Source organism: Weissella viridescens (assembly GCF_001437355.1).
Taxonomy (GTDB): domain Bacteria; phylum Bacillota; class Bacilli; order Lactobacillales; family Lactobacillaceae; genus Weissella; species Weissella viridescens.
This window is the reverse complement of the sequence record NZ_JQBM01000003.1, coordinates 151,020-176,828: the sequence shown is the minus strand read 5'-3', so window position 1 is coordinate 176,828 and position 25,809 is coordinate 151,020. Positions and strand designations below refer to the sequence as shown.

Sequence of the window (25,809 nt, the reverse complement as noted above, 5' to 3'; positions counted from 1 at the left end):
TTATTTATTGGCGACAAATTCTGTTACGTTAAGCCGTCGGTTCCGTAGCGGTTCCAGTCGGTGTCTGGTCCGCGATGGTCTTGAACGATGCTGCAACCAAGGCTTCTGAATCGGTTGCTTCAACGTCGAAGCGGTCAATCACACGAACCTTAGTTAAATCACGTTCAAATGCCCCACCACCAATGTTGGTTGAAAGCAGTGACATGTGCTCACGGTCAAATAACGTAATCGCTTGCTTTGGATCACCAAAGTACAAAGGCATGGTGTCCTTAGCTGGATTTGGTAACCATCGGTCTGCCACGACAACAACTTGCTTCCCACCAATTTGCTTAATTTCAGGATTAGACACAACTGGTTGAATGAGATAATCACCTCGAGCATCCTTAACCTTTGCCAACGCTGCAAAACCAGATTGGTTAGTAATGAACATTGACGTTGAAAGTAGGGCTGGATCCAATGACTTATTTTGTAAATCTTTAATGTCATCAAACTTTGTAAATCTTTAATGTCATCAAACTTAGTCAACGTTGGTTTAGTTGGTACTGCATTAAATTTCTCAATAATCGCTTGATTACGTGTAACAACAACTTTGCGTGCAATCCAAGTATTCAACCACGCCAAAATATTTTCGGCGGTGTCTTTTAACAATGAGTTTGTCACTGTGTTAATACCGGCGTAACGCTTAATCGTATACTTGATAATCGTAAGCTTTGGATCATCATTATCACCAATTTGCGCACTTTCATCATCCAAGTTAGCCAATGGTGTAATATCGGAAAACTTTTCATACACACGGCTTCCTGATGTTGTAGCCACCGATTCGTGAGTAACATATTGTTCCAAAGAATCATATTGGCGGACTAGTTGACGAATTGCCGTCTTAACGTCAGTTGGAATAGTCAACCCAGCCGCATTCCCATCTGCGTCAGTTTTTGAATTAAGTTCATTAACAATTGTCGGGTTGTTTTGCATCATTCCTGTAAAATCGCTAATAAACTTATCTTCAATCTTCTTTTCATCCGCGTTCAACGGATCAATATCTTCACCTGTAAGTTGGTTAACTTCGTTGGCACGCGCATCAACCAAGTTATCATGAGCTAAATTACGTTTTTCTTTTGCCACCGCAAGTTCATTCTTTACCTTAGTAATGTCTTCTGTCGTCACATCATCTTGGTCAATCATCGCAATTGACTTTGCTTGTAAGTCAGCTACCTTTTGACCAGCTTGAACCCACGCATCGTTTAATTCGTTTAGTGTTTGTGTCATTAATTCAATTCCTCCAATAAAATAGCCGCCTTAGCACTACGTTGTGCTTGGCGACTTTCTGTAGTATTTGTATCGGGCACTTCCTGTGCCTTTTCGTTTTTGACCTGCTCTTTGACTGAAATTAATGTTCCAATCTTGTTAATGACGTCATCCGGAAACATCCCTGTTTCAAGACTATTCGTCACTTTATTCTGCGTACCAGTACCAGTAAACATAATCTGATCCGCAAACCCATACTCAACAGCTTCTTGGGCCGTTAAAAAGGTTTCATCCGCCATCATTTTAACAATCTTGTCGACAGGTAACCCAGTTCTATCAACATATGCTTGCACTATTGATTGGTCTGTTTTATCCAAAATATTTGATAAATGCGTTAAATCATCTTTATTTCCACTCACATCGCGTAAACTGGCTTGGTGAATCATCATTTGTGCTGTCGGTGAAATATTGACCGTATCTCCGGCCATGGCAATAATCGATGCTGCACTTGCCGCCATACCCGTAATATTAATAGACACAGTTGTATTCATTTGACGTAAAGCAGTATAAATTTCACTAGCTGCAGTTACTTCACCACCACCAGAAGACAGGTTGATTACAAGTTGTTCTGATGCATCACCGATGGACTCCATCACATTTTTAGGGCTAATACAATCTATTCCTAAATAGTCATAAATCCAACTTGAGTCATTCCCGACAATTGGTCCGGTTAAATTAAGTGTCGTTGTCAATATTAGTTCCTCCTTCCTTAATAAATCGTGGGTTTGTTTCTGGAATATTAGGGAAATCCTGACTTAAATAGCCACGTTCTTTTAAGAGGTATTTGGCTTCTCCAGATGTCAAAGCGCCTTCCTTCATCAGCGCCGCTACTTCACGTGCCGTATTTGAACCTAAAATATCATAAACTGGTCGTAAATCTAGTTTCACAGTGCCGTGTAACTTATTGCTTAATTCAGCTTCAATCGTCACTGCGAACCGACGTAGACTTTTGATGTACTGTTCCATTTGCATTTGAATGGAAGATTGTTGATCCCCCTTACCATTCAGTTGGCTATCATCAACTCCATAGACTTTCGCAATATTATTACGGGTCCAGTCAGTTGAGGCTAATAACTTAGAAATGTCGTTCTTCACTTCAAATGGTGTGAACTCCTCCAGTTCATCTAACACAATTGGTCCACCATTTGACGCATTCAAACGTGTCATAAAGGAACGGGATAAAGCCGTCTTCTCAACTGCACCTTGTAAGCCCCCCTTCTCAACGCCAACTTTAAGCACCCCGGGTGTAAAAACAGATTTTGCAAGTGATGCCAACGACAAACGATTAGCCTCACGCTTAATTTTAAACTCATCGCTTAAGGAAGAAAGCGGACTAATCCCCGTTTTACCGCCATTTGAACTCATCAAACGGAAATGCAACATATCTGCACTCGGAATGGCTTGCACGAAACCAGTACTTGGTTCATCAAATGTTGCATTATAGATGAGCCCAGAGCCGTCTGCTAAGCGCATTGTTTGTACTTGGCTTGGTCGTAAATATTCCAGTGATCTTACTTGTGCGTTCTTATTTCGCCAAATGTAGGCGAAAGCCTCACCTCCTAACAATAGTTGTGCAAAGATTGACTGCCAAAAAGCCAACTGATTAGTCATAGGTGTCGGATTCTTCAAAATCGCATCTGCTTTCTGACTTGTTGAAGTCATATCAGCAGAAACTAAATCAAAACTCAATCTTGAAATAATAGCATACACATCCGAATCATGTAGGGCATCATCTGCACTAACATAATCACCATTCAAACCCAGTTGATTTAAAATATCTCCGTTATCAATTGACAGCCCACCGGTTGAAACATTCAACACTTGCTTTTCACCACCATTGTTAAAGAACTTCGGTGGTCCAAAGATGGGCATTAGGCATCACCTCCTTTATTCATTGAAATCTGTTCGACTAATAGGCCAGCAATGATAAAAGTAATGGTTAGCGTCCCATAACCCCAAATTTGACCTAAATAAAAGCCACCACAATTAAACGTAATTGCAGCAGCTAAGAACAAGAACACATCTAAGAGTGCCCAAATATTCGCAAATAATTTTTTAAAAAGCATTACCATTCTCCAATTCTTCTAGTTCTTTTTGTAACCTAGCCAACTCTTCCTCAGTCATAATGCCGCCATCCGCTGAAAAAATCCAGTCCGCTTTGGCATCATTAGACATATTCTCAACGCGTTTCTTAGGATCATTAATATCAGCGTAATCTTCGAAATGGTACATACCTTGATACAAGGCATCTATAATGGCATCGACTACGTCAATTTTTAATGTTGCCTTATCTTTATCAACCTGAATACCAATCTTATCTTCTTTAATAACAGCATTTAACAGCGCCTTTTCCATGACTTGATCATCTAATCGTGTAATTGAATTTTCAACAAAAGCCGTTTGTAGAAACTTAGTTGGATGCATAAGATAAGGTGTTGTTTGTTTTACAGGCATGAATTGCCAATCGACATTGATTTCTAGTTGTTTGGCCCACTTGGTCAATCCAAATGGGTCATATTCGAACAGTTGTACGTCTAACATATGTTCATCGACATAGTTCATCAACCACCGATAAATTTGATCGTCATTCACCAAGCCTTGTGGATGTGATGTAATTGTACAAAATCCCTTATCTGCTAATTGACGATACATAATACCATCTTGCTTTTCCTTAGCTTCAATTGACCCCGCTTTTTCCCAAGGAATAAAGGAATGTTGCTCAATATGCCATTTCGGCTGCCCCTCTTCCATATAGGGGTAAACAAACGCAATCGCCGTATTATCACTCATCATGGAATAGTCAAAGCCAATGTAGACTTTACGGCGGTCAATCTCAAACTCAGGGACAATAGCGCGGTCAACGTCTGATAGACGCAGGTAGGCTCTGTTTGAATCTTGAAGATAGATGTTCATCGATTTATTTTGAAACTCTGCCAGTTTACCTTGCGTAATCATATTCTCGCGCAACTTCATCAATGAATCGATAGTTGAATCGTGTCGACTGGGCATCCCAATTAGCGGTGTAGACTTTTCCCAAGTTTCGGGTTGATAAACTTCATTTTCATCGTCTTGAGCCCAGACTAACCACAATTCATAGTCATATTCACGGTTCCAATCTTGTTCCATAACTTCTTGGCCACGCTTCAAACCATTGTGAAATTCCGTTCCTAAAAACTCATATGCAGTTGATATCTTAATAAATTGATGATACCGGACATCTTGTTGTCCCGTTGTGATACGCGACGTATACTTACCGGCTTTTTCGTCTCCTGCTTCATCATAGACAGCCGTCGTAAAGTGATACCCATCGTATTTACCAGATTCATTGGAAACCTTAACAAGTCTGTTACGTACCTTTTTGGCGATGATTTGCTTTTCTTGAACAATAACCCCCGTTCGCTTTGCATATTCACGATATAGTGGTTGCTTTTCAATCAGTAGACCAATCATGTCACTCACATAACCATATAATTTAGCTGTTTGATCAGACGTGTTAGCAGCGGCTAGAAAATCTTGGTTATGCATACCAATACTCTCTAATAAGAATGAATAAGCTAAAATTATAGCCGCAAAATATGTTTTACCTTGTTTACGTGCCACACTGACACTGGCTAATGTAAAACGTTTATCGTCGCGTCCTGACGTCCGCCAACCAATCAATTGGCATAAAATAAATTTTTGCCATGGCATCAATGGTAATGGTTTACCTGCATCTGGATCAGGACACAAAGCTGCAAAGGTTAAAATACTCGTTACTTTCTCACTACTATAAACGTATGAAAATTCTGGATCGCATTCTTCAACGCGCATCAAATCCCGAACGTGGCGTAAACAAGCTAGTTGTAGCTGATACCCGGCAGTTTGTTTACCTTCTAAGACCCGAAAAGCGTATTGCGTTGCTTCGTCAGTATATTTTTGTTTAATGGCTGATGAATCAAAAGTAAAAAATGACCCTGAGACATCTTTCGACTTCGTTAAATCTATTTTTTTCAAAAGTTATCCTCCCGCCATTTTTCTCAATTCTTCCATAAAGTCTGTATCATCATCTGACGTATCATCCATTAGCGCCATAATTTCCGAACGTGTTTTAGGTGTCATCCCCAACGCCTCACAACCAGCTTTAATATTTTTGCTGGCGCGATCAATATCGGCAATGGCTGGATTTGACTTCAACATGCCACTTTCTGACCAATAATGAATACCAACGCCATCTTCGTCATTGATTTCCGCATAACTTCGTCGTAGAATATCGTAATTAATACAGATACTCTCAATAAGCGTCTTATCCAGAAGCTGAATATCGAAATTCTCTTTCAATACTGGTACCAACCGTTGCCATAAATTACGAGCTTCGCCTTTTAAATAACGCGGTGGCATATTTGAAATTCCCTTAGTCATAAATCAACTCCTTTCTAAATTACTCTAGTGCACTTTTCTCTCATATTTCTACTACAAACGCCCGCGTTGGGCTTTTTTTGCTTGAAAAAAAGTTTTCAAAATCGGGAATTTTTACAAGAACACGAACTGTGTGCGCTCCTTTGCATCTGCAACCATAGGGGGGGCCTAATTTATTTCTCGATAAGTTTAGCAATCGCCGCCACTGATTTTATTTCGGGGACACTATGTTTTGTTTGTTGCGTCCCCGTTCCGTAATAGCTTTGTTCCCATGCCGTCTTTTTAGAATGACAACGTCCACAGATGATTGCTAGGTTCTCCACATCTGCCTTTCTATCTACGTCATATTCTATTGGCACAATATGATCGACTACCTTAGCTGGTGTCACTCGTCCTTGTGCTGCACAGTACTGACACAAGTAACTATCACGATTCAACACAACCTTACGCAACTCAACCCATTGCTTAGTTCGATAGAATGATGTCTGTTCTTGCTTGGTCTCATTCCTATTACGTGTCTGCTTATTGTATCGTTGTGCCATATACTTATCATGTCTATTCTTGTCTGCTTCTTCCAAGTCTCGATGGTCATCACAGTATGCTCTTCCGTTTGTTGCTAATTGATGACACCCAACCTTACGACACTGCTTAACTCTTGGCATTGTCTTCTGCCCATGAGATATCTACTGCCATATGATTAACATCTTGACGACCAAACATTCTAAGTTCTGTACATGTTGATGCTGCATAACCATATTGTTTTAGCTCTTCAACAATGGCACTGATGACATATTCATTACTGTTATATTTGATGAATGAGATTAGTGATTGCTCTTCTCTTTGCTTCTGTTCCTCATTCATTTCATTGTTAATAACAACTTGAGCCTTTTTCTTTCCACATTTGATTGCTGATTCAATCACATCATTAATCTTTGGCATTAAGTCCTTAACTGCCTGCTCCTTAATGTTAACAATGGTTGCATTCGTCATTGTGCGTGCCTCTACTACATTAATCATTATTATCATCCTCCTTTAGTATCTAACCACTTGTGTCTTTGCTTTAGGCTTACACGGCTTTGGTTTACTCTTATGTACTTCCTTGGTTTGGTCCTTATGTTGATTATCAATCTTGCCGATAATCTGATCTTCTAGTTTGCGCTTCATTGTCACATCTAGTTACCTCCTAATTTTGCGTACAAAAAAAGAGCAACCAACTTAATGATTACTCTGGCTATTAATTATTTCTTGATAGGCATTTGACCGTTTGTTAAATTTTGTAACTAAGCTAGCAACTGTCTTTTTTTCAATTACTTTTATGTAATCCTCCATGAGTTGCGTGTCAGGCCGGCCAGTAGCTACATCGATAGGTATCGTAACTTTGTCGCCCGCAATTTTCTTCTTAGAAATCGAGTTCCCCCACGTATATTTCTGGTGCATACTTTTTTGCAATGCAGATACAAAGTATAAATTCATTTCTTTAGTTAAATTACCGTTCAGCTTCCAATATAGAGCTAAGTTATGACTGTCGTTTGAGAAAAAATTATTATACTGATACGTAATAACTAACGTCTTACCACCTATCAATATACAATCCCCATTCTCCATCAAATTAGATTCGTACTCGATATATGCGGTAACGGCATTGTTTGCTTCTGTTGCTGTAACATAAGGAACTTTACCACTTCCAAACACAACATCCTCTTTCAATATGCTGTGCGTATTTATAACCTCAAACAATTCGTTTATAAAAAAATCAGCAAACTCAGCGTTTTCATGCCGGTATAGTACTTCCCTGTCAGTCTCTGTCAGTCTCACAGATTCTACATCAGAATACCCCAAGGTTTGCAAATATGCCTCAATCTTTTTGACGTAGTCGGCCTCAATCTTTTTGACGTAGTCGGACATGTATTGCCAGTCAGGAAATCCTTCCGTAGTTACTGGTAATGTGATTTTCATATTTTTGTAAATCTTTAGACCAGGTTTATTCCCATAAGAAAAATCAACTAGATGTTTACTAATAGCAGTTACAATATAATTTCCTGTATATCTATTTAATTTAGGACTCTTAATAGTTATGACTTGACTAGCACCAAATTCCTCAGGTTGAAAAGAAACAGCCGGTAAAGTGACCCCTAAAGCAATTCTATTTCCAGATACCGGTGGTTCATTATGTTCAATCAACCATGCCTTATTAACTCGCCTTGAAAACATATTATTTTGGTTAGATTGAACAATATACGGGACCGATGTATTTAAATTTTCATCATTTGGGATATCACCTTGTGACTTTGCTTGTTTTATTGCCTCAAAATCTTCATCCCCAAACAATTCACCAACTCGAAACTCTTTAAATTCAGGCATAGTTATTCACCTGCCTTTAACAACTGGCTAACTTCCCAACTTAGATAATCACCGACTGTTTTCATAAAGTCTTCCTCTGTTGGTGTGTAATCTATCACTTGGTGCTGTTCAAAATTCCAATCATTTCCTGCATCAGTAATTTGGTCATCAAACACTTGCTTATTCAAATCCCACAAGTCAGAATATGCTCCCAATTTAGCATGAGTCCCCGCTTTGAACACTTTAACTAAAGTTTCATACATCGCAACAGGGTTGCCTGTTTCTGTCAATCCACGACCTGTTCGCTTATAACCATCATCTCTAAAATCAATAAAACGAACCGTTTTATCAAAGTCATGCGGTACACCCGCTTCAAATATATAAATAGAGGTTTGAACACCAGCAGAAGGTTGAAATAAATCTGTAGGCATTTTTATACTAGCAATTAGACTATTATGCTTAAGAATCATCTTATTAGTTTCAACCGCTTTACCTGATCCAGCTGAATCCTGAATAATAATAGCTGCCTTTCCCCCCTTTTCTAGGTAACGAAGTCCATATTCAATAAAAGGCATACCATTTTCTTTAAAACTAAATGGCGGATTTAATAATAAACGATTTGGTGCAAATTCTTCATACAAATTAGGATCGTCTAAATTAAAAGAATCTCCCTTCTCAATGTGACTAGAACCGTCACCACGCAAAATCATATTAGTTGCGGCTAAGGTAAACATTTGCGCATTTAATTCAACACCAAGCAATTGTTTTTCTTTAATATCCTTAATTTTTTCAGTGGCTTTAGTCGTTCCTCGCCCATACGTCGAGTTTGCATCATCAATCATTTGTGCCATTGATGCTATTAAAAATCCAGCACTTCCCGTCGCCAAATCCATAACACGAGAGTTCATATCAACATCTAAGATTTGTGTCATCAATTTAGTAACATAAGGTGGCGTTAAAACAATTCCAATACCTTTTCCATCACCCAGAGCATATTTCAAAAATTCTGAATACATCTCACCCATGATATCTAAATGTCCCGATGTCCCATCGATTGATTTAAATATGTTTTCATAGATGAAAGTAAATATTTGCTTATTGACCGATGCTTTTTCTGGTAAGAGCTTAGCTACAGTTTTATCTAAATCAATAACGCGATCTCTATCAGTATCATTTTGAATTGCATTATCAAATGAACTCATCATCAAGTTCAACTTTCGATCCGGTATCGCGCGGGCATCAAGATAATTAGCAATTTGACTTACAATTAATTCCCCATCTCTTCGAGTTTTCATTTGAGAACCTTGTAAATCCTCAGGCATAAGACCTCTACCCCTGAAGTCCCCCTCACGAGTTACAACATCCTGCATGGCCAACAAAGCGCCTGACACATACACAACTCTTTGTGCTGCGGGAATATTATGATTATTCATCAAAACATTTAATGTTTTAGCTTGTTTTTGCAACTGTGCTTGCGTGGTAATTAAAATTTTATGCTTTTCAGAGTCACTAAGCCTTGCATCATTTAAAAAGTCGTCAAACGTACTTTTGTTCTCTAAAAAATCGAGCGTAGTATACTTATCCATTAATTTTGGATGTGTCGAAGATCCAAATACATAATAAACTTTTAATTCAACATTTTCAGCATTGTCTCCAGCAACTCCAACGAATATTGCTTCCTCATACTTTCCTGATGCAATCATATTTTGAGCGTAAAATAGCCCGCCATTTACTGCATAAGAACTAACTGATTTTTCATCTAATTTAATGCCATCTTTGGTTTCATTAATAAGTTTTTTTACGTGTAATTTATCCTCAAAAATAACCGGGATGTCATACTGTTCAATTTGGAAATCCGGTTTTCCAAAATTAGTTTTTCTTTCTGTTTTAGCTGAACCCGCTAAAGCGTTTTTCATATATTCGGACATGCCCGATTCAACAGTATACGTTTTATTCTTCACAAGACCGATCGACTCTAATTGATGTTTTACCCAGTCATTAACATCATCTTCTAAAACCCATTTTGTATTAGACATGTTTATACTCCTGTTAATTTAGCTTTCTTTCAAAAGAAACAGCCCATCATTTCTGACAGACTGTTTTAAGTAGATGCTCTAGCTGAACTCTAACCAGCGGCCTTCGCATTAATAATGAAACGTTCCACCAACTGAACTATAGAACACCCACACCTTAACAAAGAATAGACTACACACCATTACATGTCAATGCTCCCAGTAGGATTCGAACCTACGACCCAAGGATCAAAAGTCCTCTGCTCAAGCAACAATAACGAATTACTTATCCATCTAGAATCGGGTGTACTAACTATACTGAATTATGCCCGCACAAAAAAACAGGCACAACAATCCATGTGCCCGTTCTATATACTTCTCTTCAAAAAGTTTGAGTAGCAAACTTAGTCTGCCTTCTTGTAATCTGGCGCTTCTGGGCGCCCCTTAACTTCTTTTTGAGGACTAAGAGATGTCTCATTCTTATTATTTGTTGCTTCAGACTTATTATTTGTTGCTTCAGACTTATTATTTGTTTCTTCAGACATATTATATTCTCCTTGTAAAATTAATGTTTAGTTATTATTTACCGCATTTTTAGCATTGTTGGCTGCATCTACCGTTGCATTCTTAACACTATCAGTTGCATTTGATGCCTTATCTTGAAGTGTTTCAGAATCATCTGCATGTTGCTCCGCCGTTTTAATATCTACCGCTTTAACATTAAACTCAGACAGATCAAGGCCTGTCATCTTTTTTAATTCTCTTGAAACACTCTTCTTCATGTTTTCAAAAATTTCGGGAATTGGCTTTCCAAATTCTGTGATAGCTTCAATGTTGAGTTCAACATGATCATCATCAATTTGTGTATCGATTCCCTTCGTTAAATCTGTAGAGTTTGAGACTTTGTCACTTAAATTTGGAAAGAAGCCACCATTGACGTCCAATAAGCCTTCAACATTCTTAATAGCATCGCCAACAATCTTTTGAATTACCTTATCATCAAAAGTTAGTTGAGATTTAAAATCAGTCATAGCAAATCCTCCATTTTTAATTAGAAATATGTTACAAGCTAATTGTATTTCTAATGTTATATATTGTCAAATAATCGTCGAACTATGTGTCTAGATTTGCAGAACTAGAAAAGATTGGTTATTGACTTATTGCTATAATACTTTGCCTAATTATTCAACAATATCATAATAACACCTACCCCACGCACCTTGTGCGCACATAATCGGCATAACATGCGAAAATATTTTAAGTCTGTTTTCTTAATGCCAGTCACGGTTTCCATACCTTCGGGCATTGGATCAACACTTTAAACAAAAAAACCGCTATTTATCAACTTTTTGCTGACTTATAGCGGTTCTTTTATTTAAAAACTCGATAATCATAGACGTCCGAAAATGCTTCAGCAAACTGTAATAACGAATCATTAATCAATTGTTGCCCACGTCTTGTTGAATAATCTAAGCGATCTGTGACTTGCAACCAACTCAGGCCTTTAAAATATCGATATTCCAACACAGCTCTGTATATTTCAGGCATATGCTCACAAGCTCTAGTAACGTCATCTAGCGTTTTTCTTGCGTATGAGTAGTTGGTTAGTTTGTCGGCAGTAGAATTGCTCACAGAGCTTCCTGTTGGCATTCCTGATATAATGGGCGACTTAATACTGACATAAGAGATATGCGCCATGTTCTGCAACCGTTTAAAATCATGTTCAAAGAAATCCCGTACATTTGCAATCGTCTTTTCTTCATCAATCTCTGGTAATAATGCCACTCCCTAAGCCCTCCATGGTATAATTGAATTACCAAAATTCATTTGAAAGGCGCCCATTTAAGGTTGGGCGTTTTTTTAGTGATATAATATATATTTGCATGAGGTTCTCCTTAATATCTAAAACTTTGGTATAAGCATTAGCGAGATTCATGTTCATCTTCTTTAAAACTTTAGTTGTCAATAAACCTCATGCAGCGTCACTGGAAACAGTGGCGTTTTTTATTTGTCTTTTTCTAACCAGTCCACAATCTTATCGTGTGTATCAATCGAGAACTCGTTATTAGTCTTGAGCGCCTTCGCTAGCGTTGTTGCTGATATGTGAATCTTTCTTGCTATCATGGCTTTTGACAACGTTCTGTTATGGTCGTCTCCATGACGTTGAAGATAAGCAACGCGCTTTCTAAGCTCTTTTCGCTCATCGGGTTCAAGTTTAATTAGGATCATCTCCAACTACCTCTTACGTATCTTAATTCAAATTTTTATTTCTTCTAAATTATCTGACACCAATTAATCTGGCTAATATCTACTCTTTTGTTACCAATGACGGCAACATTCTCGTCGTTACCTTTAACCTTGCCCTTTTTGATAGGTGGATAATGCCCTAGTACGTCAACACCTTTGAGTTGGTACTCAATCGTTTCAAGCTTGCGATAAGCATCAAATAGCACTTCCGAAATTTCTTCCAGTGTCATGCTAGGCATTTGCTCTTGTTGCTCAACCTGTTCACGTTCATTTGCATACTTTTCTACATCTTCAACATGATCTGACAAGAAGAATCCCTGCCACTTGACCATGCCCCTATCTTTGTATTCCTTTTCAAAGAAATCTTTCGCTCTTTGGAATGCTCTTGTATTTGCTTTACTATCCATCACAGTCACCTTTTGTAAGTTTAAGTTGTTATTCATCGTTAAATAATTAGTTTAAACTTAATTATATCGTGAGTTGATATTCTTTCAATACCTATTCATGGGTTTACGGTTATTCTTCCACCTCCACCACTTCCATAAGTGGATTAGTCCACTTTTCAGCTTCTTCGCGTGTATCGAATTTTTCGGCTTTATAAAAATTATCAACATATTCGTTTACGGTATATGTGACCCCGTAAGCTTCTTGAAAAATCAGATAACGAAAATCACCTCCGGTATCTGCTTCTTTACTTCGCACAACATACTTCTTAGTTTTTTCTGCTTCAAAATGTGGTTCGCCATTGATGTGCTTGATAATTTTTAAATAAGTCTCATCGCTAAAATCGTTGTATTTTAAATATGATTTTAAATACCAATAATCAAAATCAATACACTTACATTTTTTGTCATCATACATACTGTCTAAAATTTCGTTTAAACTGTGAGCGTTTTTTAACTCTTCCATCATTCTTTTACTTACTTGTTCCATTATTGCTCTTCTCCGTGTAAAAACTCATGAATATCATTGCCTACTTCATCAGGGATGATACGGTTGGTGTCACTTGATGCTGGGAGTAATATGCTTTTTATTTGCTTTATTTTTTCTGGATCATCTGAATAAAACATCGCTCTTGTTACTTTTCCTGTGTTAACGTCTGTATTCTTTATTCCGTGATATCCCGAATAGCGAAACCAATTCATCATAATATCGCCAGTCTCTTTGGTATAATCACGTCTACCATTAAGGGACATTGTTCCACCATTTTTTGTGTTTCCTAAATAAATAGTATTCGTAATTGCACTTAACATAAGTTCCATTATTTTTCCTCCAATAAATCTGCGTTCTCGTGAATGTTGCCAATTACTTCTATCGTATGTTTGCCCCCGTTTGACCAGTATTCCTGACGTGCCATACGATTAGATGCAAAGTAAATAGAATATCCGTATTCTGGTGAGTATTTAATCTCACCCATCTTGTCATCTGGTGATAATATTACAACGTGTAGTTTGACAATATCGCCCTCATAAATTTCAACGCCGTTTTTGTCTTTGAGGCCTGTGTATTGTTCAAGTGAAACTGCACCATTATAGTTATCTTCTATCAAATCATAGTAGTTATTGAATTTAATGCTGTCTTCCCATGAAAAATATTCATTTAGAATGTTATCCCACGCTCTAAACTTAATCTCTCGCATAATTATTTACCTACCTTTTCCACCCATGCGTGGACACCTTCCATAGCTTTCTGAATTGCAAAGTTTGCAGCTTGGTCATGATCCATAAAACTTTGTAGCACTTCATTTTCGCCAGTGGCCTTGTTCCGTGCGATAACTTGATATTTCATGTTAATACCGTCCTTTAGCCTGATTAGCCAACGCCTTATTCGTTTGTTCCAATCGACTAATATCGCGTTGTTGCTTATCAATCTTGTTTTGTTGCTTTTGTGTTTGTATATACAATGCTGACGCTTGGCTACTCTTGTCGATTGTCATACATGCAAATACAGCAAACCCGACAAAAGTGACTAATACATACACAGGTTTCAGTAATTGCTTATCAGTCATGCTGTTGTTCCTTCTTCAGTGCTTCAATCTTCTCTGCTTGCCATAAGATGTGCTTATTTTGCGACTTGACTGTTGCAATTAACACGTCAGTATAAGTCCCTAAGTAAATGTAAATTACCCCAATCATGATCATGCAGACTTTGAGGCCTAAAGGTGCTTTTACCCATTCATCAAAATACATACCGGACACAAATGTCTGTGTAAAAATAGCCACTAAGCTATATGCGTTCTCTTGTAGATACTGTTTAATCTTTGTCATACTTTCTCCTAATACCCACCACTGACCCACTTGAGCTATCCTGTTATTCAATTAGTCATCACTTTCCAAACTTTGCTTTAATTCATTTGCATAATTCTTCCCGTAATCATATTCAAGATCACTCCAGTTTTCATATCCACGAGCCTTTGCCTCTTTGTCTAAATCTAAGCTTTCCATAGTTCAATCCTTAACGCCCTTGTAAAGTGGCTTTGCTTCTGACTCACCTTTTTAACGATCTGCGAATCATCAAAACCCAAGGCAACCTGCATGGCATCTAATGTTGGTTTTTCCATATTGTCCAAGTCTTTAGTTGCACGAGTTGTTTGGTTGATGTTCGTCTGATAGAAAGTTAGATTCACAGCCAACTCATCACCTTTATCAATTTGAACTTTAAACTTGTCATTCAATTCGTCTAAAGCTTCAATCAGTTCATCTTTGTAAGCATGATACTTTGCACCACGATAAACCGTGTTAGTTTTTGTATTATGTTGTAAATCATTCCCACTTCCAAAATCGTTAGCCAGTTCAATCAGAGCTTCAAATATCTTCTGACTCATCTTTTCTCCAAAATCTGTGAACGTTTTGTGAACGATATGTGAACGTTATTTTTCATCAAAAACGCACTCATATCAGTACTTGTGCATGATGTGAACGATATAGCACCCTCTATTTCTTCTTTATTATTTTTTATACTAATTTCTATAAATAAATAAAATAAAGAAAAAACGTTCACATCGTTCACAACCGTTGGTATGACGGGCTTAAATCGTTCACAGTATCGTTCACATATCCTTCACATCGTTCACACTATGTGACCAAATATTCTATTCCATCTCTGCTCTTCTTTTTTTCATACCAGTTAACCATCTTACGTCCCCATGCTTGTTTACTCATCGGCTTATCTGTATCTGATAAATGTAAGCTCATGTAAAACTGTTCATACTCAGCGTATAAATCACCTGCCTTACCAAGTTGTGGTACAAGCGTTTGACGCCACTGCTCAAATGGATCTAAAGCCACAATGTCGTCTGCAATGTTTCCAAAAATTTGCCAATCTTCTTTTACTGCTTGCTGATACTGTTCAATCGCATAAGTTGCTAACATTGGTGTTTCTCGTTCCAATTCTGAACTAGGAAATAGCACATCACGTTTGCTAATCTCAGTAGCAGTTGCCACCGGTGCAATGGTCTTAATAATATGCAATCGCCTTTTTATTGCCCCGCTGTCATTGAATATGGGCATTTCGTTTACATTGACAATCATCTTAGCGGTAATACGATAGTCCGTCCCGTCAATCCCCTTCCGTTCGACTGGGGAAAGGCCGCCACCGGTCACCGATTTAAAAGTATCATCTTCCTTAAATCGAACTTTCGTTGCGTCATCATCAACCATTAGTGACTTTCCTACAAATCGTGCAGTTTCAAATCGTGCATTATTACCTTGCAAGTTTTTCAACTTGAATGCACCTACTCGGCTACTTCCAAACATGGCTTGCGTTACTTTGGTTACGAAATGTGTTTTACCAGTTCCACCAATTGGATCAAGCAAGAATAGTGCGCCTTGTTTCCAACTCATATTGGCTTGAAAGGCGTAACCTAACCACGCCCATAAAAATCGTGCATTCTTACCGAACATATAATCTGCGTAAGCAACCCAAGTTTTAGGAACCTCGTTTGGAACTGGTTCAAAATCAAATCCATCAATAATGGCCATCTCTTTTTTGGGGTGAAAAAAGTTGTTTTCATTCACGTTTAAAGTCCAATTTTTAAAACCAATATAATTTGTTTTTAGCGAATCATCGAATCCACGCGAATACTCAATCAAGAATGGCTTCACATCTTTTTGTAATTCACGTTTCTTGTTTGAACTAACCTTTAGCCGGTCTGTGATAACTGAAATAGAAACGTCAATCATGTTCGTTACTTGCTTTACTGGCACTCTGTCCCAAAACGAACCATTCCAAATGTAACCCCAATCATTTTTGATGATGATGCTGTCGTACTGAATTAACCAAGTTGCAAAATCGACAACAGAACTAATTAAATATTTATATTTTCCGTTCTTCTGGATATCCAACCTCAACCACTGCAATTGGTTCACAAAATCAGTACTCATGCCGCCTTCTGTTTCATCAATTTCAGAAAACGGAATCCGTAATTGATTAAAATTGATAACCGACTTCAATTTGATCTCATTCGCCATTATTCCTCCTTTCTATTTCAGTAAGCGCCTAGCTTTGACTGAGATGTCTTTTTCAGGATTATCTAAAGCTTGAGCAATTCCTGCTTCATAAAAAGCACCGATTAAATCATCTTGATCAATATCATCAAATGCTTTTTTCAAAGCACCAAGCATTCGCGTCAATGAGTTATCTCGCTCACCAACATTAAAAGTTACCCGATGTTTCCCGGCATATCGCTCCATAAAACTAGCCATATTTTCTACTGTTGGTTCATCATTTAATGCGCCAATGAATTCCCCTTCAGATGTTGATTGAAAAGTAGACCTATCTAATTCAGCTTGGATTTTGTACCGTTTCCGATTTTCAATATCCCAAGGAACGATTGTATCTTTCTTCTGCAACGGCAAACCCATTAATCGGCCAACCGTTTTAGAAGCTTGTAAATCAGCTCCATAACTAAGTAAATTGAACCCACCAAGAATAAATAATTTAGTCAACTCATCTACTGCTTTTGGCAATAGTTCAGGTTCAATTGATTTACCTAATGGCACAAACAGTCTTGACCCATTTTCATGCCCTCCCGATGCAATTGCTGACGGCGTTTTCCAAAGATACATTTCAATTTCACTTTTCGTCATCATAGTATAAAAATCGTACATAAGCTCCGACCAGTCATAGACCTTATCTAAATCAAACGTGATGCCCTGAATATCGGCAATATTTTCACGACTACGTGCAAGCCCACTTTTTAAATTTGATGGTGTAAAGTATTGCGCTGATACTTTTTTAAATTCAGAAACATCTTCAATTGGATCATGGTAGACAGGTAATGACTCAGTGTAAGTGACCACATCTAGTTCATCAATGACATCATAGTCACCGTATATGCCGGATTTTTTAAAGGCATACATTAAAATCCTCCGCCGAATGGGTCTCCTTGTGGTGCAACTGGTGGTGGCGTCATACCTTGTTCGGCTGGATTAAATCCGCCATTTGATGGTTGGGTGTTAGTGTTATTTGATGGACGCGGATTGCTTTTATCTGTTTTTGACCCACCAGTCATGAACTTGCCAAAATCTTCAATACGCGGATTGTAGTAGATACGACCGTCATTTGTTGACTTTTCGAACTTTTTAACTTGGACTGCTAGTTGTTGGTTCACAATCTGTGGCATAAGCGTTTGCAAGGTCATCTCGCCACTTCCTTGATAATTCATTCCAGCAAGCATGGCGTTGATTTCACGATAACGGAAGGGACGTTCTGTCTCTGCATCATCCATGAAGACATGTGTAATTTGTGCACCCTTTTGGTCGCCATCTACGACTTCAAATCGTACTGTTGCGTAGTCGTTACCATTTTTTGTCTTCCCTTTAAAATCAGCGGAAGTAACCTTCACGTTATAATCTCCTCCAAATTCGAGTCCAGTAGATGTCATACGAATATCGTTTGCGTCAAATGTAAAAGCCATAATTAAATTTCCTCATCTTTCGTTTCTTCAGTATTGTTATTTAGTAGTTCACTTGCTTCGATAGTTTTACGACTATCCAGTCGATTAGCGCCTTTGTTCCCATTCTCTGGGTCCATATCAATCATGTTTTTTCCATCATGTTTGTAAATGTGCCCCACAACATCGAATGTAGAAGCAAAGGCATTGAATGTTTTTTCGTTCATGTCAGGCTTAAACAGTCCCGGAACATCACCAGACATTTCATGAACTGTAGCTAATATTGGTAAATCTGTCTTCCGTAACAAGAAACTTAAATCTCTGAACCATTTTTGTGTTAAATTCCAGTTTTGTCGTCCATCTTTTGAACCATTCTCGATATTATCAATGACCCAGTTTTGAAGTGCGGTGACATTGTCTAGAACGATTGTGCCAATTTCTGGGTTGATAATTGTTTGTCCCTGTTCATTTGTTTTATAAACTTGCTGATAAAAATCTTTCATGAATTGGTGTTGAATTTGTTTTGCGTCTCCTTGATTATATGCAATCACTCGAATATCATCAGTTCCCGAAATTGCATTTGTCGACCCATCAAAGTTGAACATCAATTTCAATCCCGGAAACTCTTTTGACAGACTAGTCTTTCCCGTCCCTTTTCCACCATAGATGAGATACATATTTCCAACATCCGGAATATGGCCTTCCTTAAAATACTTTGGCATATCTCTACTCCTGTATCTTCTTGACTGATTCCATAGCTTGCATGACTGCAACTTGTACTGTATCTAATGCATTTTCAACTACTACTGGCGCCTCGCCTCTAACAGCCTGAAAATGAATATCCGCAATTTGCTTAATGGCATACTCCACTTTCTTTTCCATGCTTGAACCTGCCATCACAATTCCACCTTTCTTAATTTCAACGCTTTAGCCATTTCTTTTTGCGCTTTAGTTAATGCACTAATTAGAAAGAAACCATCTTCAGCCTTGTATACTTCATCATGCTCAATTAATGCGTTTCCTAATAAATCAACTCCCATCGATTTAGGTTCATCTAGTGGATTAAAGAAATGGTCATGCATATATTGTTTTTTTGATGTCATTGCTTATTCTCCTATTCCGGATTACTTCCATCATCTGAATTGATAATTGTTGAATTTTCAAGCGCAAAATTAAACATCTTATCTGCTAAAGATCGCATAGGGATACCCGTTGACTTTGATAACTGTTTTAACTTTTGATGCGTGTCACTTGAAATAAATACAGGGTTGTATTCCTTATCTTTCTTATTTTCAGCTCGTAAAATTAACTTTTCTGTCATGATTGTTATTCTCCTAATTCAATTAATTCTGCGCCCATATAACGCAAGTAACGTTCAAAATATGGTGTCACTAATTCTTCATCAATATAATTCCCATCTGCGTCCTGCCACACAGTATCGCCTGCATATAACTCTTGTTTTTCAAAGTCTTCAGCAATACAAGGTGGGTCATCCGGTGGATCAATTTGTTTATCTGGTACTTCGTATTTCATATTATTTTCCTTTAATATATACTTAGCCTAAAGGAGGCTTATCATGAAATTTTTTAAGCTTGTTAAGCAAGGACTAATTAAAAATGAGTATTCCGATGTCGCTCGAGACATCGCCAACAATGTTGTTTCAATGCGTATAAAAGAAGCTGAACAAAATAATCAACGTCTAGAAACCACAGACATAGTTAACTACTACTTCACTGCCTATCAAGAAACTTTAGATTTTTTAGGTGATTCTTCAAAATATAAAACAGCCTATTATAAAGAGCACCAAAATAATCGACATAGTTAATACAGATAACTTCAACTTGAGGTTTATGTCGCTATTTATTTTTTTTAATAGTTCTTCTACTTCATTCATTTGCCTGACCTCATTTCTTTATGCTATATTTGGGGAGTTAAAAACTGTGCTAAGTTCATTAACTCCTAAGCGTTATCGGTTGCATCCGTTAGCGCTTTTTTTGTGTCCATTTTTCATCTGATAAACCTAGTAAATAATCAGCCGACACATTAAACAGTTTGGCTATTTTCTTCAATGTTGAAACCGTTGGCTCTTTCTCGCCACGCTCATAACTTGAATACATGTTCTGACTTAGCCCTAATTCGAAAGAAACCTGCCGTGCTGACATCTGTTGTGATTCTCTTAATTCTTTGAGTCGATTACCCATCGCTTGTGGCCCTTTCGATTACGAATACTTTCAGCTGCTTCTCGACCATTACAAGCCCATACAATTGGATAGACAACCATTCGCCCCAAACCTAGACAAAAGTTCACTACAGGCTCTGCTATGTGCATGACAACCTGGTATGAACCAATTGCCAACACAATAAATATAACTACTGATACAACTGTTCCTGCCATCTTTTCTCCCTCTCATTTACATCAATGCGCCCTCATTAAATCTCTCAACTGAACGCTTATTGAACCAATTTGGGTCAGTCTCCTTTACAACCCTACGAAAGCGCTGCGCTCTTTTGGAATCACCGCGCCGCCAAGTAGAAAAATACTTTGGCGAATAACCGATGATTTCCGCAGTTTCTTTCGCATTAATAGTTAAATTTTTCTCTGCCATTTCTATAACTCCTATTTTTTCGTTTTATAATGTTTTTACTGGCTCATTTACCTAGTCCCTAATGAAAAGAGAAAACAAATGTACCTTAATCAAGACTGTGTTCGTGATTGTTTAAAGTTTATTGAATCTGATTTAGCATTTGGTCATTTTCTGCATCTTTCAGATTTTCTTGAATCCGACAACTTAAATGGTTATTCAGAGCAAGACATTAAGTACACTTTAATGAAATTATCTGAAACAAATTTTTTACACTCGACACCCACAATTATCGAAAATAACTTAATTGCTTTCAGTACCGGTATGTTAACCTGGAATGGTCATAAATTTCTCGATACGATTCGCGATCCAGAGGTCTGGTCTAAAACTAAAAAAGTGACTAACCATTTAGAAAGTGTCTCTATTTCGCTACTCTCAGAAATTGGTTCTAAAGTCATAACCAATATGATTGATAAAAATTTATAAAATCATTTTCAATATTTTTTTAACCCACGCTTCCAAGCTAAGAAGATGAATAAAGTGATAACAAATAGTAATGTACTTACTCCAAATAAGAACATTGCTATTTTTGTTTGCCAAATTAAATAAGCCAACAACATAATGACTTCTAAAACAGTTGCGCCTGATAGCCACCCTAACGCCACCATCCCTTTCATCTTTTCTTTTTCCTTTTCAAAATTGTTCATATCTATACCTCCTCGTTAATATATTTGTTAATGAAATATTGTTGCCCTTTACCGGTTACTAGAGTAGTCAATGACACCCCTGTTTCACCGTTTGGCTTAAAATAGTGAATATAAAGAACACAAACACAGAATTGAGGTGCTCACGATTAAAAAGTAATCTGACAAATCTAACGAATTCAGGAACCACTTCAATTTATAAAACTTGCCAGGCTTATATTCTGGATTCTTGTTTTGTTCATCCATCTCTATGCCTCCATATCTAATTCTGTTTGTTCAGGATTAACGAACTTCTTATAAAAATACTCACGTCCATATGGTGTAATTCGCATTCGTGGCGTGAACTCAATACCATTTTCACCAACTCCACCACTCTTAAGGACGAACAGCTTAGGCACATATTTCTTATATGGCTGTAACTTTCCGTTACGTCCTTGTTCTCGGTAAATGTATTTATTGTTCATCAAAATATCGACTAGATCAGTTTGCTTGATTCCCATTTCTTTTGATGCTTCACGTACACCAATTGACTCACCAGTAGCAATGAACTTATCGTGCAACTCAGCTTTTGGTGTAAGTTCAGCAATCTTACTTTCGTATCCGATGAGCTTGTTGTTCGCATACTGCAATGAACGTGCCATCATCAGTTCTGGTGAGTTCCATTGCTTTTCTATTTGAATGAAGTAGTCTCGAATTTGATTACCACGTTCAGTCTTGGTCATCATTGAGATGTGCTTGGCCATATCGACTGAAAGTGAATAGTCATCAAGTACACGAACCTGTACACCACCGTTGTTCTGGACCTCTTCACTTTTAGGGGAAGTGGTCCAATCAGTGCCCTCAATAAACATTTCTGAATATTGTTTCCACCAATCAGTAAATTTCTTCTTCAATCCAAGTATCCTATGCAACTCACGAGCACTCACTCGTTGTTCACCTTGTTCATTCGTTTGAATATTAATTAATTCGTTATCCATCGTTATGACTCCTTATCGTCCTTCATAAAAGTTATCGCCGTTGAATTGCGTGTATTCCATTAGCTTTTGCAAATTAATTTGTGCAGCTACACCTTTTTCAGTGCCTGCCAACAACTTATTGATATACTGTGGTGTTTTGCCAATGACAGTTGCGAGTTCTTCCCGTGGAATATGGTTCGTTTTAACGTAAGTGGCAAATTCATTGCGTGCGTAATTAATTCGAGCCCAAGCTTCTGGGATAGTTAGCTTTTCTTTAATTGATGAATCGACCATATTTAAATCTCCTTTCTTGAATAGTAAATAAACAAGTAATTTTTATTGACACAAATAATACATACGTGTAAAATTTAGACATAGTTAAAAACCGCAACAAACAGCTGTATTTATCACATCTACCTCGCCAAAAGTACGTTTGATATTTACTTGCTTTTTGAGTTGCTTTATTACTTGATGTATTAAGAATAACACGTATCGATTATTTTACAACCCTAAAAGTGTAAAAAGTGTTATTTCTTTTTAGAATGGGAGTTTTTATGACTTTTTTTGAAAGAACACGAGACCTCGCAAAACAGCGTGGTATGAACTTAAAACAGGTCGCCCAGAAGGCTGGCCTTAGTGAAAACGCTTTATATAGATATAATCAAGGAATTAATCCGAAGTATCCAACAGTCAAAGCAATCGCCGACGTCTTAGGTGTATCAGTAGACTACCTATTAGGTAATACTGATGAAATGTACCCCACTAAGTTATCAACAAAAGAACCGGTTGATTTAGATGAAATATTAAATGAAGAAGGAATGGCTATGTTCGAGGGGCAGCCTTTATCGGAAGAGTATAAAAAAGCACTCCTCGCTATGCTTAAAGCCAATAAGAATAGTGGGAACTAAAATATGGAGGAACAATTACATGACACCCTATTCGCTTTGTTATTAACAATAGCCGATAGGTCTGATATAAAAATAGAAACGATAAATGGGACTCAAACTGATCCAGATGTTGCTTTTTGTCAAGATAAAACAATCAATCTAAATACAAACTATGAATCAAAAATAAGTGTAGTTTTTAGATTAGCTCATGAAATATGCCATATTGAATTTTCACAGCCATCATTCTTATATACGTTTTCACCATATATAAGGAATAAAGAAGAACGGATAACAAACCAACACGCCATTCAGATGCTTGCCCGGTTGCTCTATATCGATACACCAAATGAATATCGTAACTGGTCAGATTTTATGAATGAGTTCAATTTACCTTCGTGGTTCGAACCATTAGTAAAAGAAATTATTTATGATTAAATAAAAAAGCCACCCGAAGGTGGCATACATATGTGCAATAAGCTGATTCACACTAAAAGCTGAAGGAGTAAGGAAATGGCAAAACATATTAAAGATGAGAACGGGAATACGTACGTTCAAAAGAAACCATTTTATAAAAAAATTTGGTTTTGGATTCTAGCTATTATTGTAGTTATCATTATTGGTGGAGCTTTGGGAGGGTCAGAAGATAAAGCTGAAAAGTCTGATTCAACTTCTAAAAAGACTTCAAGTTCCGATATTGATGGTAAGACATTCAAGGTCGGTGACACAGTAAAATACAAAGGTATTGAATTTAAGGTTAACTCATTTCAATTTGCAGACGATGATCCCGAATTCCCTGCATTAAAGGACGGAAATAAGTATGCTATCGTTAACATCACAATTACTAATAAGAGTGATGATACCATCAGTTACAATCCATTCGATTTCAAGCTTGATAATGATGGAAACTTAACCGATTTTACTGAAATACGTGTAGATGGTAATAATGAATTAAATTCTGGTGATTTAAAACCAGGTGCCTCTGTCACAGGAGATTTGACAGGACAAGCAAAACCTTCTGATAAATTGAAATTAATCTACACAGGGAATATGTTTGAAAACAAAGAATCATTTTCTGTTAATTTGAATAAATAGTATTTATTATTAGCCACTCCTTGTGGCATACATATCAGTCCAAGCGTGATGACTTTTAAAAGCTGCCAAATAAAAAAACGCATATCCCCTACTCCGCTAAAAGTTAGGATATGCGCTCCCCCAGGATTACTCCCATTTAATTATTATATCAGACCTGAGTACGTCTTTAAACTACTCAATTTTTAAAACGAAAGGTTAGGTTTAAACTAATATGACTGTCAAAAAAAGAGGGAAAACGTGGCAGGTTCGAATCAACTATAGTTCCAATGGCAAATATAAACAAAAGTCCAAGAGCGGATTCAAGACAAAAGCGGAAGCCCTGGCATTTGAAGCAAATTATCTATCCGACATAAATACAAATCAGTATGTTCTTAATGATGACAAATTATTCACTGAATACTACGATACGTGGCTAGACACCCACCTAAAAACTGATCTAGCTGCGCGCACAATTAAAAACCATGAAGGAACTCAAAAAATCGTTCATGAGTATTTTGACGGAATTACTCTTAAAGACCTAAACCGGTTACTCATGCAAGATTTCGTCAATGATTTTGGAAAAACTAGAAAGCCAGCCACTGTGCGTCAGCATTTTAATAGAATAAAAATGCCAATTCAAACGGCATTTGCTGATGGATTGATTCGATCAGATCCCACATTCAATGTCCGACTCCCCAAAGCTTCAAAGCAAGATAAGACTGTTAAATATCTAGAAAAGGCTCAAATGTATGTCCTACTCAATGAGATTGAAGCTAATCCTTTAACACCCCGACGATTTGCCATTTATATATCTTTATTATCTGGGCTGCGTCTGGGAGAAGTCTTAGCATTAACCCTCGACGACGTAGACACCAATCCAAAAGAATTGACAGTTAACAAAAGCAAGTCTGAACTTCCACCTTTTGGATACGGTAAAACGAAAACAGAAAGTTCTAATAGAACGATCACCATGCCAGATAGATTTTTCGAACAGCTAAAGCGATATCAAAAAGAAAATCCACAAATTGACAAACATTTCTTAGGCGAAAAATTGAATCAGGGTATGGTGAACTACGAGTTGGAGAAAACTTTACAGAGCCTTGATATTCCGCGCGTCTCATTTCACGCATTGAGACACACTCATGCAAGTTTTTTGATTAATGAAGGCATTGATATTGCTTATGTCAGTTCACGCTTAGGACACGCAAATGTGAGCATGACAGAAGACGTCTATTTTCATCTTATGCAAGAAAAGAAAAATCACGAAAACGAAAAAGCAATGGCTTTATTTTGAGCCAAAAAGTGTACCGAATTATTTCAGAAATTACCGAATTGTACCGAATTTTTCGGGTTTTTTCTGGATAAATCGGGAGAAAAAAGGAGTCTTAAAAACAGGGGAAACCGTTGATATATGGCG

General features: G+C 37.4%; 42 protein-coding genes, 1 tRNA gene and 1 pseudogene. 6 read left to right on the top strand and 38 right to left on the bottom strand.

The window, feature by feature from the left end; translation table 11 throughout:
* Positions 1-28 precede the first annotated feature (28 nt).
* The 32 genes and pseudogenes from IV50_RS05910 to IV50_RS05770 all read right to left on the bottom strand — a co-directional run bounded on the left by IV50_RS05910 (position 29) and on the right by IV50_RS05770 (position 19,725).
* A pseudogene (locus tag IV50_RS05910) lies at positions 29-1,266 on the bottom strand (phage major capsid protein).
* Entirely contained in the window at positions 1,266-1,997 is a 732-nt protein-coding gene (locus IV50_RS05905; RefSeq protein WP_057746475.1) for a head maturation protease, ClpP-related, read from the bottom strand. The pseudogene IV50_RS05910 and the gene IV50_RS05905 overlap by 1 nt, the downstream one beginning before the upstream one ends.
* A complete protein-coding gene (locus IV50_RS05900) occupies positions 1,981-3,177 on the bottom strand; it encodes a phage portal protein (RefSeq protein WP_057746473.1) in 1,197 nt (398 codons plus the stop codon). Before IV50_RS05900 ends, IV50_RS05905 begins: the two co-directional genes overlap by 17 nt.
* Positions 3,177-3,371: a DUF1056 family protein gene (locus tag IV50_RS05895; protein ID WP_057746469.1), complete on the bottom strand. Its 195-nt coding sequence runs from the start codon at positions 3,369-3,371 to the stop codon at positions 3,177-3,179. The genes IV50_RS05900 and IV50_RS05895 overlap by 1 nt, the downstream gene beginning before the upstream one ends.
* On the bottom strand, positions 3,361-5,298 hold the full coding sequence (locus IV50_RS05890; protein ID WP_057746466.1) for a terminase large subunit: 1,938 nt from the start codon (positions 5,296-5,298) through the stop codon (positions 3,361-3,363). The genes IV50_RS05895 and IV50_RS05890 overlap by 11 nt, the downstream gene beginning before the upstream one ends.
* Positions 5,299-5,301: 3 nt before the next feature.
* Entirely contained in the window at positions 5,302-5,703 is a 402-nt protein-coding gene (locus IV50_RS05885) for a phage terminase small subunit P27 family (protein ID WP_057746463.1), read from the bottom strand.
* Between the two features lie 170 nt (positions 5,704-5,873).
* Complete coding sequence (locus IV50_RS05880) at positions 5,874-6,362, bottom strand: HNH endonuclease (protein WP_057746460.1); 489 nt, start codon at positions 6,360-6,362, stop codon at positions 5,874-5,876.
* Positions 6,349-6,717: a hypothetical protein gene (locus tag IV50_RS05875; protein WP_057746457.1), complete on the bottom strand. Its 369-nt coding sequence runs from the start codon at positions 6,715-6,717 to the stop codon at positions 6,349-6,351. Before IV50_RS05875 ends, IV50_RS05880 begins: the two co-directional genes overlap by 14 nt.
* A 198-nt stretch (positions 6,718-6,915) precedes the next feature.
* Positions 6,916-8,061: a restriction endonuclease subunit S gene (locus IV50_RS05870; RefSeq protein ID WP_057746455.1), complete on the bottom strand. Its 1,146-nt coding sequence runs from the start codon at positions 8,059-8,061 to the stop codon at positions 6,916-6,918.
* 2 nt (positions 8,062-8,063) lie between these two features.
* Positions 8,064-10,076 (bottom strand): HsdM family class I SAM-dependent methyltransferase, encoded by a 2,013-nt coding sequence (locus IV50_RS05865; RefSeq protein WP_057746453.1) that lies wholly within the window; start codon positions 10,074-10,076, stop codon positions 8,064-8,066.
* Between the two features lie 73 nt (positions 10,077-10,149).
* Positions 10,150-10,222 (bottom strand) — tRNA-Asn (locus tag IV50_RS05860).
* Positions 10,223-10,456: 234 nt separating this feature from the next.
* On the bottom strand, positions 10,457-10,597 hold the full coding sequence (locus tag IV50_RS07935; protein WP_169790320.1) for a hypothetical protein: 141 nt from the start codon (positions 10,595-10,597) through the stop codon (positions 10,457-10,459).
* 27 nt (positions 10,598-10,624) lie between these two features.
* A complete protein-coding gene (locus IV50_RS05850) occupies positions 10,625-11,083 on the bottom strand; it encodes an Asp23/Gls24 family envelope stress response protein (protein WP_057746450.1) in 459 nt (152 codons plus the stop codon).
* A gap of 340 nt (positions 11,084-11,423) precedes the next feature.
* Positions 11,424-11,837: an ArpU family phage packaging/lysis transcriptional regulator gene (locus IV50_RS05845; RefSeq protein WP_057746447.1), complete on the bottom strand. Its 414-nt coding sequence runs from the start codon at positions 11,835-11,837 to the stop codon at positions 11,424-11,426.
* A 219-nt stretch (positions 11,838-12,056) separates the two neighbouring features.
* Positions 12,057-12,281: a hypothetical protein gene (locus IV50_RS05840; RefSeq protein WP_057746444.1), complete on the bottom strand. Its 225-nt coding sequence runs from the start codon at positions 12,279-12,281 to the stop codon at positions 12,057-12,059.
* Positions 12,282-12,325: 44 nt separating this feature from the next.
* On the bottom strand, positions 12,326-12,706 hold the full coding sequence (locus IV50_RS05835; RefSeq protein ID WP_057746440.1) for a hypothetical protein: 381 nt from the start codon (positions 12,704-12,706) through the stop codon (positions 12,326-12,328).
* A gap of 109 nt (positions 12,707-12,815) precedes the next feature.
* Positions 12,816-13,232 carry a hypothetical protein gene (locus tag IV50_RS05830; RefSeq protein WP_057746437.1) on the bottom strand — a complete coding sequence of 139 codons (417 nt, stop codon included), beginning with the start codon at positions 13,230-13,232 and terminating at the stop codon, positions 12,816-12,818.
* Positions 13,232-13,561 carry a DUF7446 family protein gene (locus IV50_RS05825; RefSeq protein ID WP_057746434.1) on the bottom strand — a complete coding sequence of 110 codons (330 nt, stop codon included), beginning with the start codon at positions 13,559-13,561 and terminating at the stop codon, positions 13,232-13,234. Before IV50_RS05825 ends, IV50_RS05830 begins: the two co-directional genes overlap by 1 nt.
* Complete coding sequence (locus tag IV50_RS05820; protein ID WP_057746431.1) at positions 13,561-13,938, bottom strand: YopX family protein; 378 nt, start codon at positions 13,936-13,938, stop codon at positions 13,561-13,563. Before IV50_RS05820 ends, IV50_RS05825 begins: the two co-directional genes overlap by 1 nt.
* A 2-nt stretch (positions 13,939-13,940) precedes the next feature.
* Complete coding sequence (locus tag IV50_RS07860) at positions 13,941-14,087, bottom strand: hypothetical protein (protein WP_156405017.1); 147 nt, start codon at positions 14,085-14,087, stop codon at positions 13,941-13,943.
* A gap of 1 nt (position 14,088) precedes the next feature.
* Positions 14,089-14,307 (bottom strand): hypothetical protein, encoded by a 219-nt coding sequence (locus IV50_RS05815; protein ID WP_057746428.1) that lies wholly within the window; start codon positions 14,305-14,307, stop codon positions 14,089-14,091.
* Entirely contained in the window at positions 14,300-14,566 is a 267-nt protein-coding gene (locus IV50_RS05810) for a hypothetical protein (protein WP_057746425.1), read from the bottom strand. Before IV50_RS05810 ends, IV50_RS05815 begins: the two co-directional genes overlap by 8 nt.
* A gap of 51 nt (positions 14,567-14,617) precedes the next feature.
* Positions 14,618-14,743, bottom strand: a complete 126-nt coding sequence (locus IV50_RS08030; protein WP_269079379.1) for a hypothetical protein — start codon at positions 14,741-14,743, stop codon at positions 14,618-14,620.
* The gene (locus IV50_RS05805; protein WP_057746422.1) at positions 14,731-15,123 is read right to left on the bottom strand and encodes a RusA family crossover junction endodeoxyribonuclease; all 393 of its coding nucleotides are present in this window, start codon (positions 15,121-15,123) and stop codon (positions 14,731-14,733) included. The genes IV50_RS08030 and IV50_RS05805 overlap by 13 nt, the downstream gene beginning before the upstream one ends.
* Positions 15,124-15,373: 250 nt before the next feature.
* Positions 15,374-16,768 (bottom strand): DUF5906 domain-containing protein, encoded by a 1,395-nt coding sequence (locus tag IV50_RS05800; RefSeq protein WP_057746419.1) that lies wholly within the window; start codon positions 16,766-16,768, stop codon positions 15,374-15,376.
* 12 nt (positions 16,769-16,780) lie between these two features.
* Complete coding sequence (locus tag IV50_RS05795) at positions 16,781-17,659, bottom strand: hypothetical protein (RefSeq protein ID WP_057746416.1); 879 nt, start codon at positions 17,657-17,659, stop codon at positions 16,781-16,783.
* Positions 17,659-18,216, bottom strand: a complete 558-nt coding sequence (locus IV50_RS05790; RefSeq protein WP_057746413.1) for a DUF669 domain-containing protein — start codon at positions 18,214-18,216, stop codon at positions 17,659-17,661. Before IV50_RS05790 ends, IV50_RS05795 begins: the two co-directional genes overlap by 1 nt.
* Before the next feature lie 2 nt (positions 18,217-18,218).
* Entirely contained in the window at positions 18,219-18,914 is a 696-nt protein-coding gene (locus tag IV50_RS05785; RefSeq protein WP_057746410.1) for an AAA family ATPase, read from the bottom strand.
* A 4-nt stretch (positions 18,915-18,918) separates the two neighbouring features.
* Entirely contained in the window at positions 18,919-19,089 is a 171-nt protein-coding gene (locus IV50_RS07855; RefSeq protein WP_156405016.1) for a hypothetical protein, read from the bottom strand.
* Complete coding sequence (locus tag IV50_RS05780) at positions 19,089-19,295, bottom strand: hypothetical protein (protein ID WP_057746407.1); 207 nt, start codon at positions 19,293-19,295, stop codon at positions 19,089-19,091. Before IV50_RS05780 ends, IV50_RS07855 begins: the two co-directional genes overlap by 1 nt.
* An 11-nt stretch (positions 19,296-19,306) precedes the next feature.
* Complete coding sequence (locus tag IV50_RS05775; RefSeq protein WP_057746405.1) at positions 19,307-19,513, bottom strand: hypothetical protein; 207 nt, start codon at positions 19,511-19,513, stop codon at positions 19,307-19,309.
* A 5-nt stretch (positions 19,514-19,518) separates the two neighbouring features.
* The gene (locus tag IV50_RS05770) at positions 19,519-19,725 is read right to left on the bottom strand and encodes a hypothetical protein (protein WP_057746402.1); all 207 of its coding nucleotides are present in this window, start codon (positions 19,723-19,725) and stop codon (positions 19,519-19,521) included.
* Between the two features lie 43 nt (positions 19,726-19,768).
* On the opposite strand from IV50_RS05770, the gene IV50_RS05765 reads away from it, so the two are divergent.
* The gene (locus tag IV50_RS05765) at positions 19,769-20,017 is read left to right on the top strand and encodes a hypothetical protein (RefSeq protein WP_057746399.1); all 249 of its coding nucleotides are present in this window, start codon (positions 19,769-19,771) and stop codon (positions 20,015-20,017) included.
* A 157-nt stretch (positions 20,018-20,174) separates the two neighbouring features.
* On the opposite strand, the gene IV50_RS05760 is transcribed toward IV50_RS05765, so the two are convergent.
* Genes IV50_RS05760 through IV50_RS05750 form a run of 3 tightly spaced genes read right to left on the bottom strand, consistent with a single transcriptional unit; the run spans position 20,175 to position 20,798 of the window.
* Positions 20,175-20,354: a helix-turn-helix domain-containing protein gene (locus IV50_RS05760; RefSeq protein ID WP_057746397.1), complete on the bottom strand. Its 180-nt coding sequence runs from the start codon at positions 20,352-20,354 to the stop codon at positions 20,175-20,177.
* A gap of 14 nt (positions 20,355-20,368) precedes the next feature.
* Positions 20,369-20,587: a hypothetical protein gene (locus tag IV50_RS07850; RefSeq protein WP_057746394.1), complete on the bottom strand. Its 219-nt coding sequence runs from the start codon at positions 20,585-20,587 to the stop codon at positions 20,369-20,371.
* 16 nt (positions 20,588-20,603) lie between these two features.
* Positions 20,604-20,798: a hypothetical protein gene (locus IV50_RS05750; protein ID WP_057746391.1), complete on the bottom strand. Its 195-nt coding sequence runs from the start codon at positions 20,796-20,798 to the stop codon at positions 20,604-20,606.
* A 78-nt stretch (positions 20,799-20,876) separates the two neighbouring features.
* Between IV50_RS05750 and IV50_RS05745 the strand changes: the two genes are divergently transcribed.
* Entirely contained in the window at positions 20,877-21,260 is a 384-nt protein-coding gene (locus IV50_RS05745) for a DUF2513 domain-containing protein (RefSeq protein ID WP_057746388.1), read from the top strand.
* Between the two features lie 8 nt (positions 21,261-21,268).
* Here IV50_RS05745 and IV50_RS05740 read toward each other — a convergent pair whose 3' ends face one another.
* From IV50_RS05740 to IV50_RS05730, 3 genes are all read right to left on the bottom strand, one after another.
* Positions 21,269-21,481 carry a hypothetical protein gene (locus IV50_RS05740; RefSeq protein WP_057746385.1) on the bottom strand — a complete coding sequence of 71 codons (213 nt, stop codon included), beginning with the start codon at positions 21,479-21,481 and terminating at the stop codon, positions 21,269-21,271.
* Between the two features lie 245 nt (positions 21,482-21,726).
* On the bottom strand, positions 21,727-22,455 hold the full coding sequence (locus IV50_RS05735; RefSeq protein ID WP_057746383.1) for a phage antirepressor KilAC domain-containing protein: 729 nt from the start codon (positions 22,453-22,455) through the stop codon (positions 21,727-21,729).
* Positions 22,456-22,467: 12 nt separating this feature from the next.
* Complete coding sequence (locus tag IV50_RS05730) at positions 22,468-22,728, bottom strand: helix-turn-helix domain-containing protein (protein WP_057746380.1); 261 nt, start codon at positions 22,726-22,728, stop codon at positions 22,468-22,470.
* 260 nt (positions 22,729-22,988) lie between these two features.
* On the opposite strand from IV50_RS05730, the gene IV50_RS05725 reads away from it, so the two are divergent.
* From IV50_RS05725 to IV50_RS05710, 4 genes are all read left to right on the top strand, one after another.
* The gene (locus IV50_RS05725; RefSeq protein WP_057746377.1) at positions 22,989-23,342 is read left to right on the top strand and encodes a helix-turn-helix domain-containing protein; all 354 of its coding nucleotides are present in this window, start codon (positions 22,989-22,991) and stop codon (positions 23,340-23,342) included.
* A 3-nt stretch (positions 23,343-23,345) separates the two neighbouring features.
* Positions 23,346-23,756, top strand: coding sequence for a hypothetical protein (locus tag IV50_RS05720; protein WP_057746375.1), 411 nt, complete (start codon positions 23,346-23,348; stop codon positions 23,754-23,756).
* A 75-nt stretch (positions 23,757-23,831) separates the two neighbouring features.
* On the top strand, positions 23,832-24,413 hold the full coding sequence (locus IV50_RS05715) for a DUF4352 domain-containing protein (protein WP_057746372.1): 582 nt from the start codon (positions 23,832-23,834) through the stop codon (positions 24,411-24,413).
* A gap of 211 nt (positions 24,414-24,624) precedes the next feature.
* Positions 24,625-25,686: a site-specific integrase gene (locus IV50_RS05710; RefSeq protein WP_057746369.1), complete on the top strand. Its 1,062-nt coding sequence runs from the start codon at positions 24,625-24,627 to the stop codon at positions 25,684-25,686.
* Positions 25,687-25,809 lie beyond the last annotated feature (123 nt).

Coding starts and splice junctions, on each gene's coding strand:
- IV50_RS05900 (WP_057746473.1), bottom strand. CDS start 3,177: ATGCCCATCTTTGGACCACCGAAGTTCTTTAACAATGGTGGTGAAAAG.
- IV50_RS05895 (WP_057746469.1), bottom strand. CDS start 3,371: ATGCTTTTTAAAAAATTATTTGCGAATATTTGGGCACTCTTAGATGTG.
- IV50_RS05885 (WP_057746463.1), bottom strand. CDS start 5,703: ATGACTAAGGGAATTTCAAATATGCCACCGCGTTATTTAAAAGGCGAA.
- IV50_RS05880 (WP_057746460.1), bottom strand. CDS start 6,362: ATGCCAAGAGTTAAGCAGTGTCGTAAGGTTGGGTGTCATCAATTAGCA.
- IV50_RS05875 (WP_057746457.1), bottom strand. CDS start 6,717: ATGATTAATGTAGTAGAGGCACGCACAATGACGAATGCAACCATTGTT.
- IV50_RS05870 (WP_057746455.1), bottom strand. CDS start 8,061: ATGCCTGAATTTAAAGAGTTTCGAGTTGGTGAATTGTTTGGGGATGAA.
- IV50_RS05865 (WP_057746453.1), bottom strand. CDS start 10,076: ATGTCTAATACAAAATGGGTTTTAGAAGATGATGTTAATGACTGGGTA.
- IV50_RS07935 (WP_169790320.1), bottom strand. CDS start 10,597: ATGTCTGAAGAAACAAATAATAAGTCTGAAGCAACAAATAATAAGTCT.
- IV50_RS05850 (WP_057746450.1), bottom strand. CDS start 11,083: ATGACTGATTTTAAATCTCAACTAACTTTTGATGATAAGGTAATTCAA.
- IV50_RS05840 (WP_057746444.1), bottom strand. CDS start 12,281: ATGATCCTAATTAAACTTGAACCCGATGAGCGAAAAGAGCTTAGAAAG.
- IV50_RS05835 (WP_057746440.1), bottom strand. CDS start 12,706: ATGGATAGTAAAGCAAATACAAGAGCATTCCAAAGAGCGAAAGATTTC.
- IV50_RS05830 (WP_057746437.1), bottom strand. CDS start 13,232: ATGGAACAAGTAAGTAAAAGAATGATGGAAGAGTTAAAAAACGCTCAC.
- IV50_RS05825 (WP_057746434.1), bottom strand. CDS start 13,561: ATGGAACTTATGTTAAGTGCAATTACGAATACTATTTATTTAGGAAAC.
- IV50_RS05820 (WP_057746431.1), bottom strand. CDS start 13,938: ATGCGAGAGATTAAGTTTAGAGCGTGGGATAACATTCTAAATGAATAT.
- IV50_RS07860 (WP_156405017.1), bottom strand. CDS start 14,087: ATGAAATATCAAGTTATCGCACGGAACAAGGCCACTGGCGAAAATGAA.
- IV50_RS05815 (WP_057746428.1), bottom strand. CDS start 14,307: ATGACTGATAAGCAATTACTGAAACCTGTGTATGTATTAGTCACTTTT.
- IV50_RS05810 (WP_057746425.1), bottom strand. CDS start 14,566: ATGACAAAGATTAAACAGTATCTACAAGAGAACGCATATAGCTTAGTG.
- IV50_RS08030 (WP_269079379.1), bottom strand. CDS start 14,743: ATGGAAAGCTTAGATTTAGACAAAGAGGCAAAGGCTCGTGGATATGAA.
- IV50_RS05805 (WP_057746422.1), bottom strand. CDS start 15,123: ATGAGTCAGAAGATATTTGAAGCTCTGATTGAACTGGCTAACGATTTT.
- IV50_RS05800 (WP_057746419.1), bottom strand. CDS start 16,768: ATGGCGAATGAGATCAAATTGAAGTCGGTTATCAATTTTAATCAATTA.
- IV50_RS05795 (WP_057746416.1), bottom strand. CDS start 17,659: ATGTATGCCTTTAAAAAATCCGGCATATACGGTGACTATGATGTCATT.
- IV50_RS05790 (WP_057746413.1), bottom strand. CDS start 18,216: ATGGCTTTTACATTTGACGCAAACGATATTCGTATGACATCTACTGGA.
- IV50_RS05785 (WP_057746410.1), bottom strand. CDS start 18,914: ATGCCAAAGTATTTTAAGGAAGGCCATATTCCGGATGTTGGAAATATG.
- IV50_RS07855 (WP_156405016.1), bottom strand. CDS start 19,089: ATGGCAGGTTCAAGCATGGAAAAGAAAGTGGAGTATGCCATTAAGCAA.
- IV50_RS05780 (WP_057746407.1), bottom strand. CDS start 19,295: ATGACATCAAAAAAACAATATATGCATGACCATTTCTTTAATCCACTA.
- IV50_RS05775 (WP_057746405.1), bottom strand. CDS start 19,513: ATGACAGAAAAGTTAATTTTACGAGCTGAAAATAAGAAAGATAAGGAA.
- IV50_RS05770 (WP_057746402.1), bottom strand. CDS start 19,725: ATGAAATACGAAGTACCAGATAAACAAATTGATCCACCGGATGACCCA.
- IV50_RS05765 (WP_057746399.1), top strand. CDS start 19,769: ATGAAATTTTTTAAGCTTGTTAAGCAAGGACTAATTAAAAATGAGTAT.
- IV50_RS05760 (WP_057746397.1), bottom strand. CDS start 20,354: ATGTCAGCACGGCAGGTTTCTTTCGAATTAGGGCTAAGTCAGAACATG.
- IV50_RS07850 (WP_057746394.1), bottom strand. CDS start 20,587: ATGGCAGGAACAGTTGTATCAGTAGTTATATTTATTGTGTTGGCAATT.
- IV50_RS05750 (WP_057746391.1), bottom strand. CDS start 20,798: ATGGCAGAGAAAAATTTAACTATTAATGCGAAAGAAACTGCGGAAATC.
- IV50_RS05745 (WP_057746388.1), top strand. CDS start 20,877: ATGTACCTTAATCAAGACTGTGTTCGTGATTGTTTAAAGTTTATTGAA.
- IV50_RS05740 (WP_057746385.1), bottom strand. CDS start 21,481: ATGAACAATTTTGAAAAGGAAAAAGAAAAGATGAAAGGGATGGTGGCG.
- IV50_RS05735 (WP_057746383.1), bottom strand. CDS start 22,455: ATGGATAACGAATTAATTAATATTCAAACGAATGAACAAGGTGAACAA.
- IV50_RS05730 (WP_057746380.1), bottom strand. CDS start 22,728: ATGGTCGATTCATCAATTAAAGAAAAGCTAACTATCCCAGAAGCTTGG.
- IV50_RS05725 (WP_057746377.1), top strand. CDS start 22,989: ATGACTTTTTTTGAAAGAACACGAGACCTCGCAAAACAGCGTGGTATG.
- IV50_RS05720 (WP_057746375.1), top strand. CDS start 23,346: ATGGAGGAACAATTACATGACACCCTATTCGCTTTGTTATTAACAATA.
- IV50_RS05715 (WP_057746372.1), top strand. CDS start 23,832: ATGGCAAAACATATTAAAGATGAGAACGGGAATACGTACGTTCAAAAG.
- IV50_RS05710 (WP_057746369.1), top strand. CDS start 24,625: ATGACTGTCAAAAAAAGAGGGAAAACGTGGCAGGTTCGAATCAACTAT.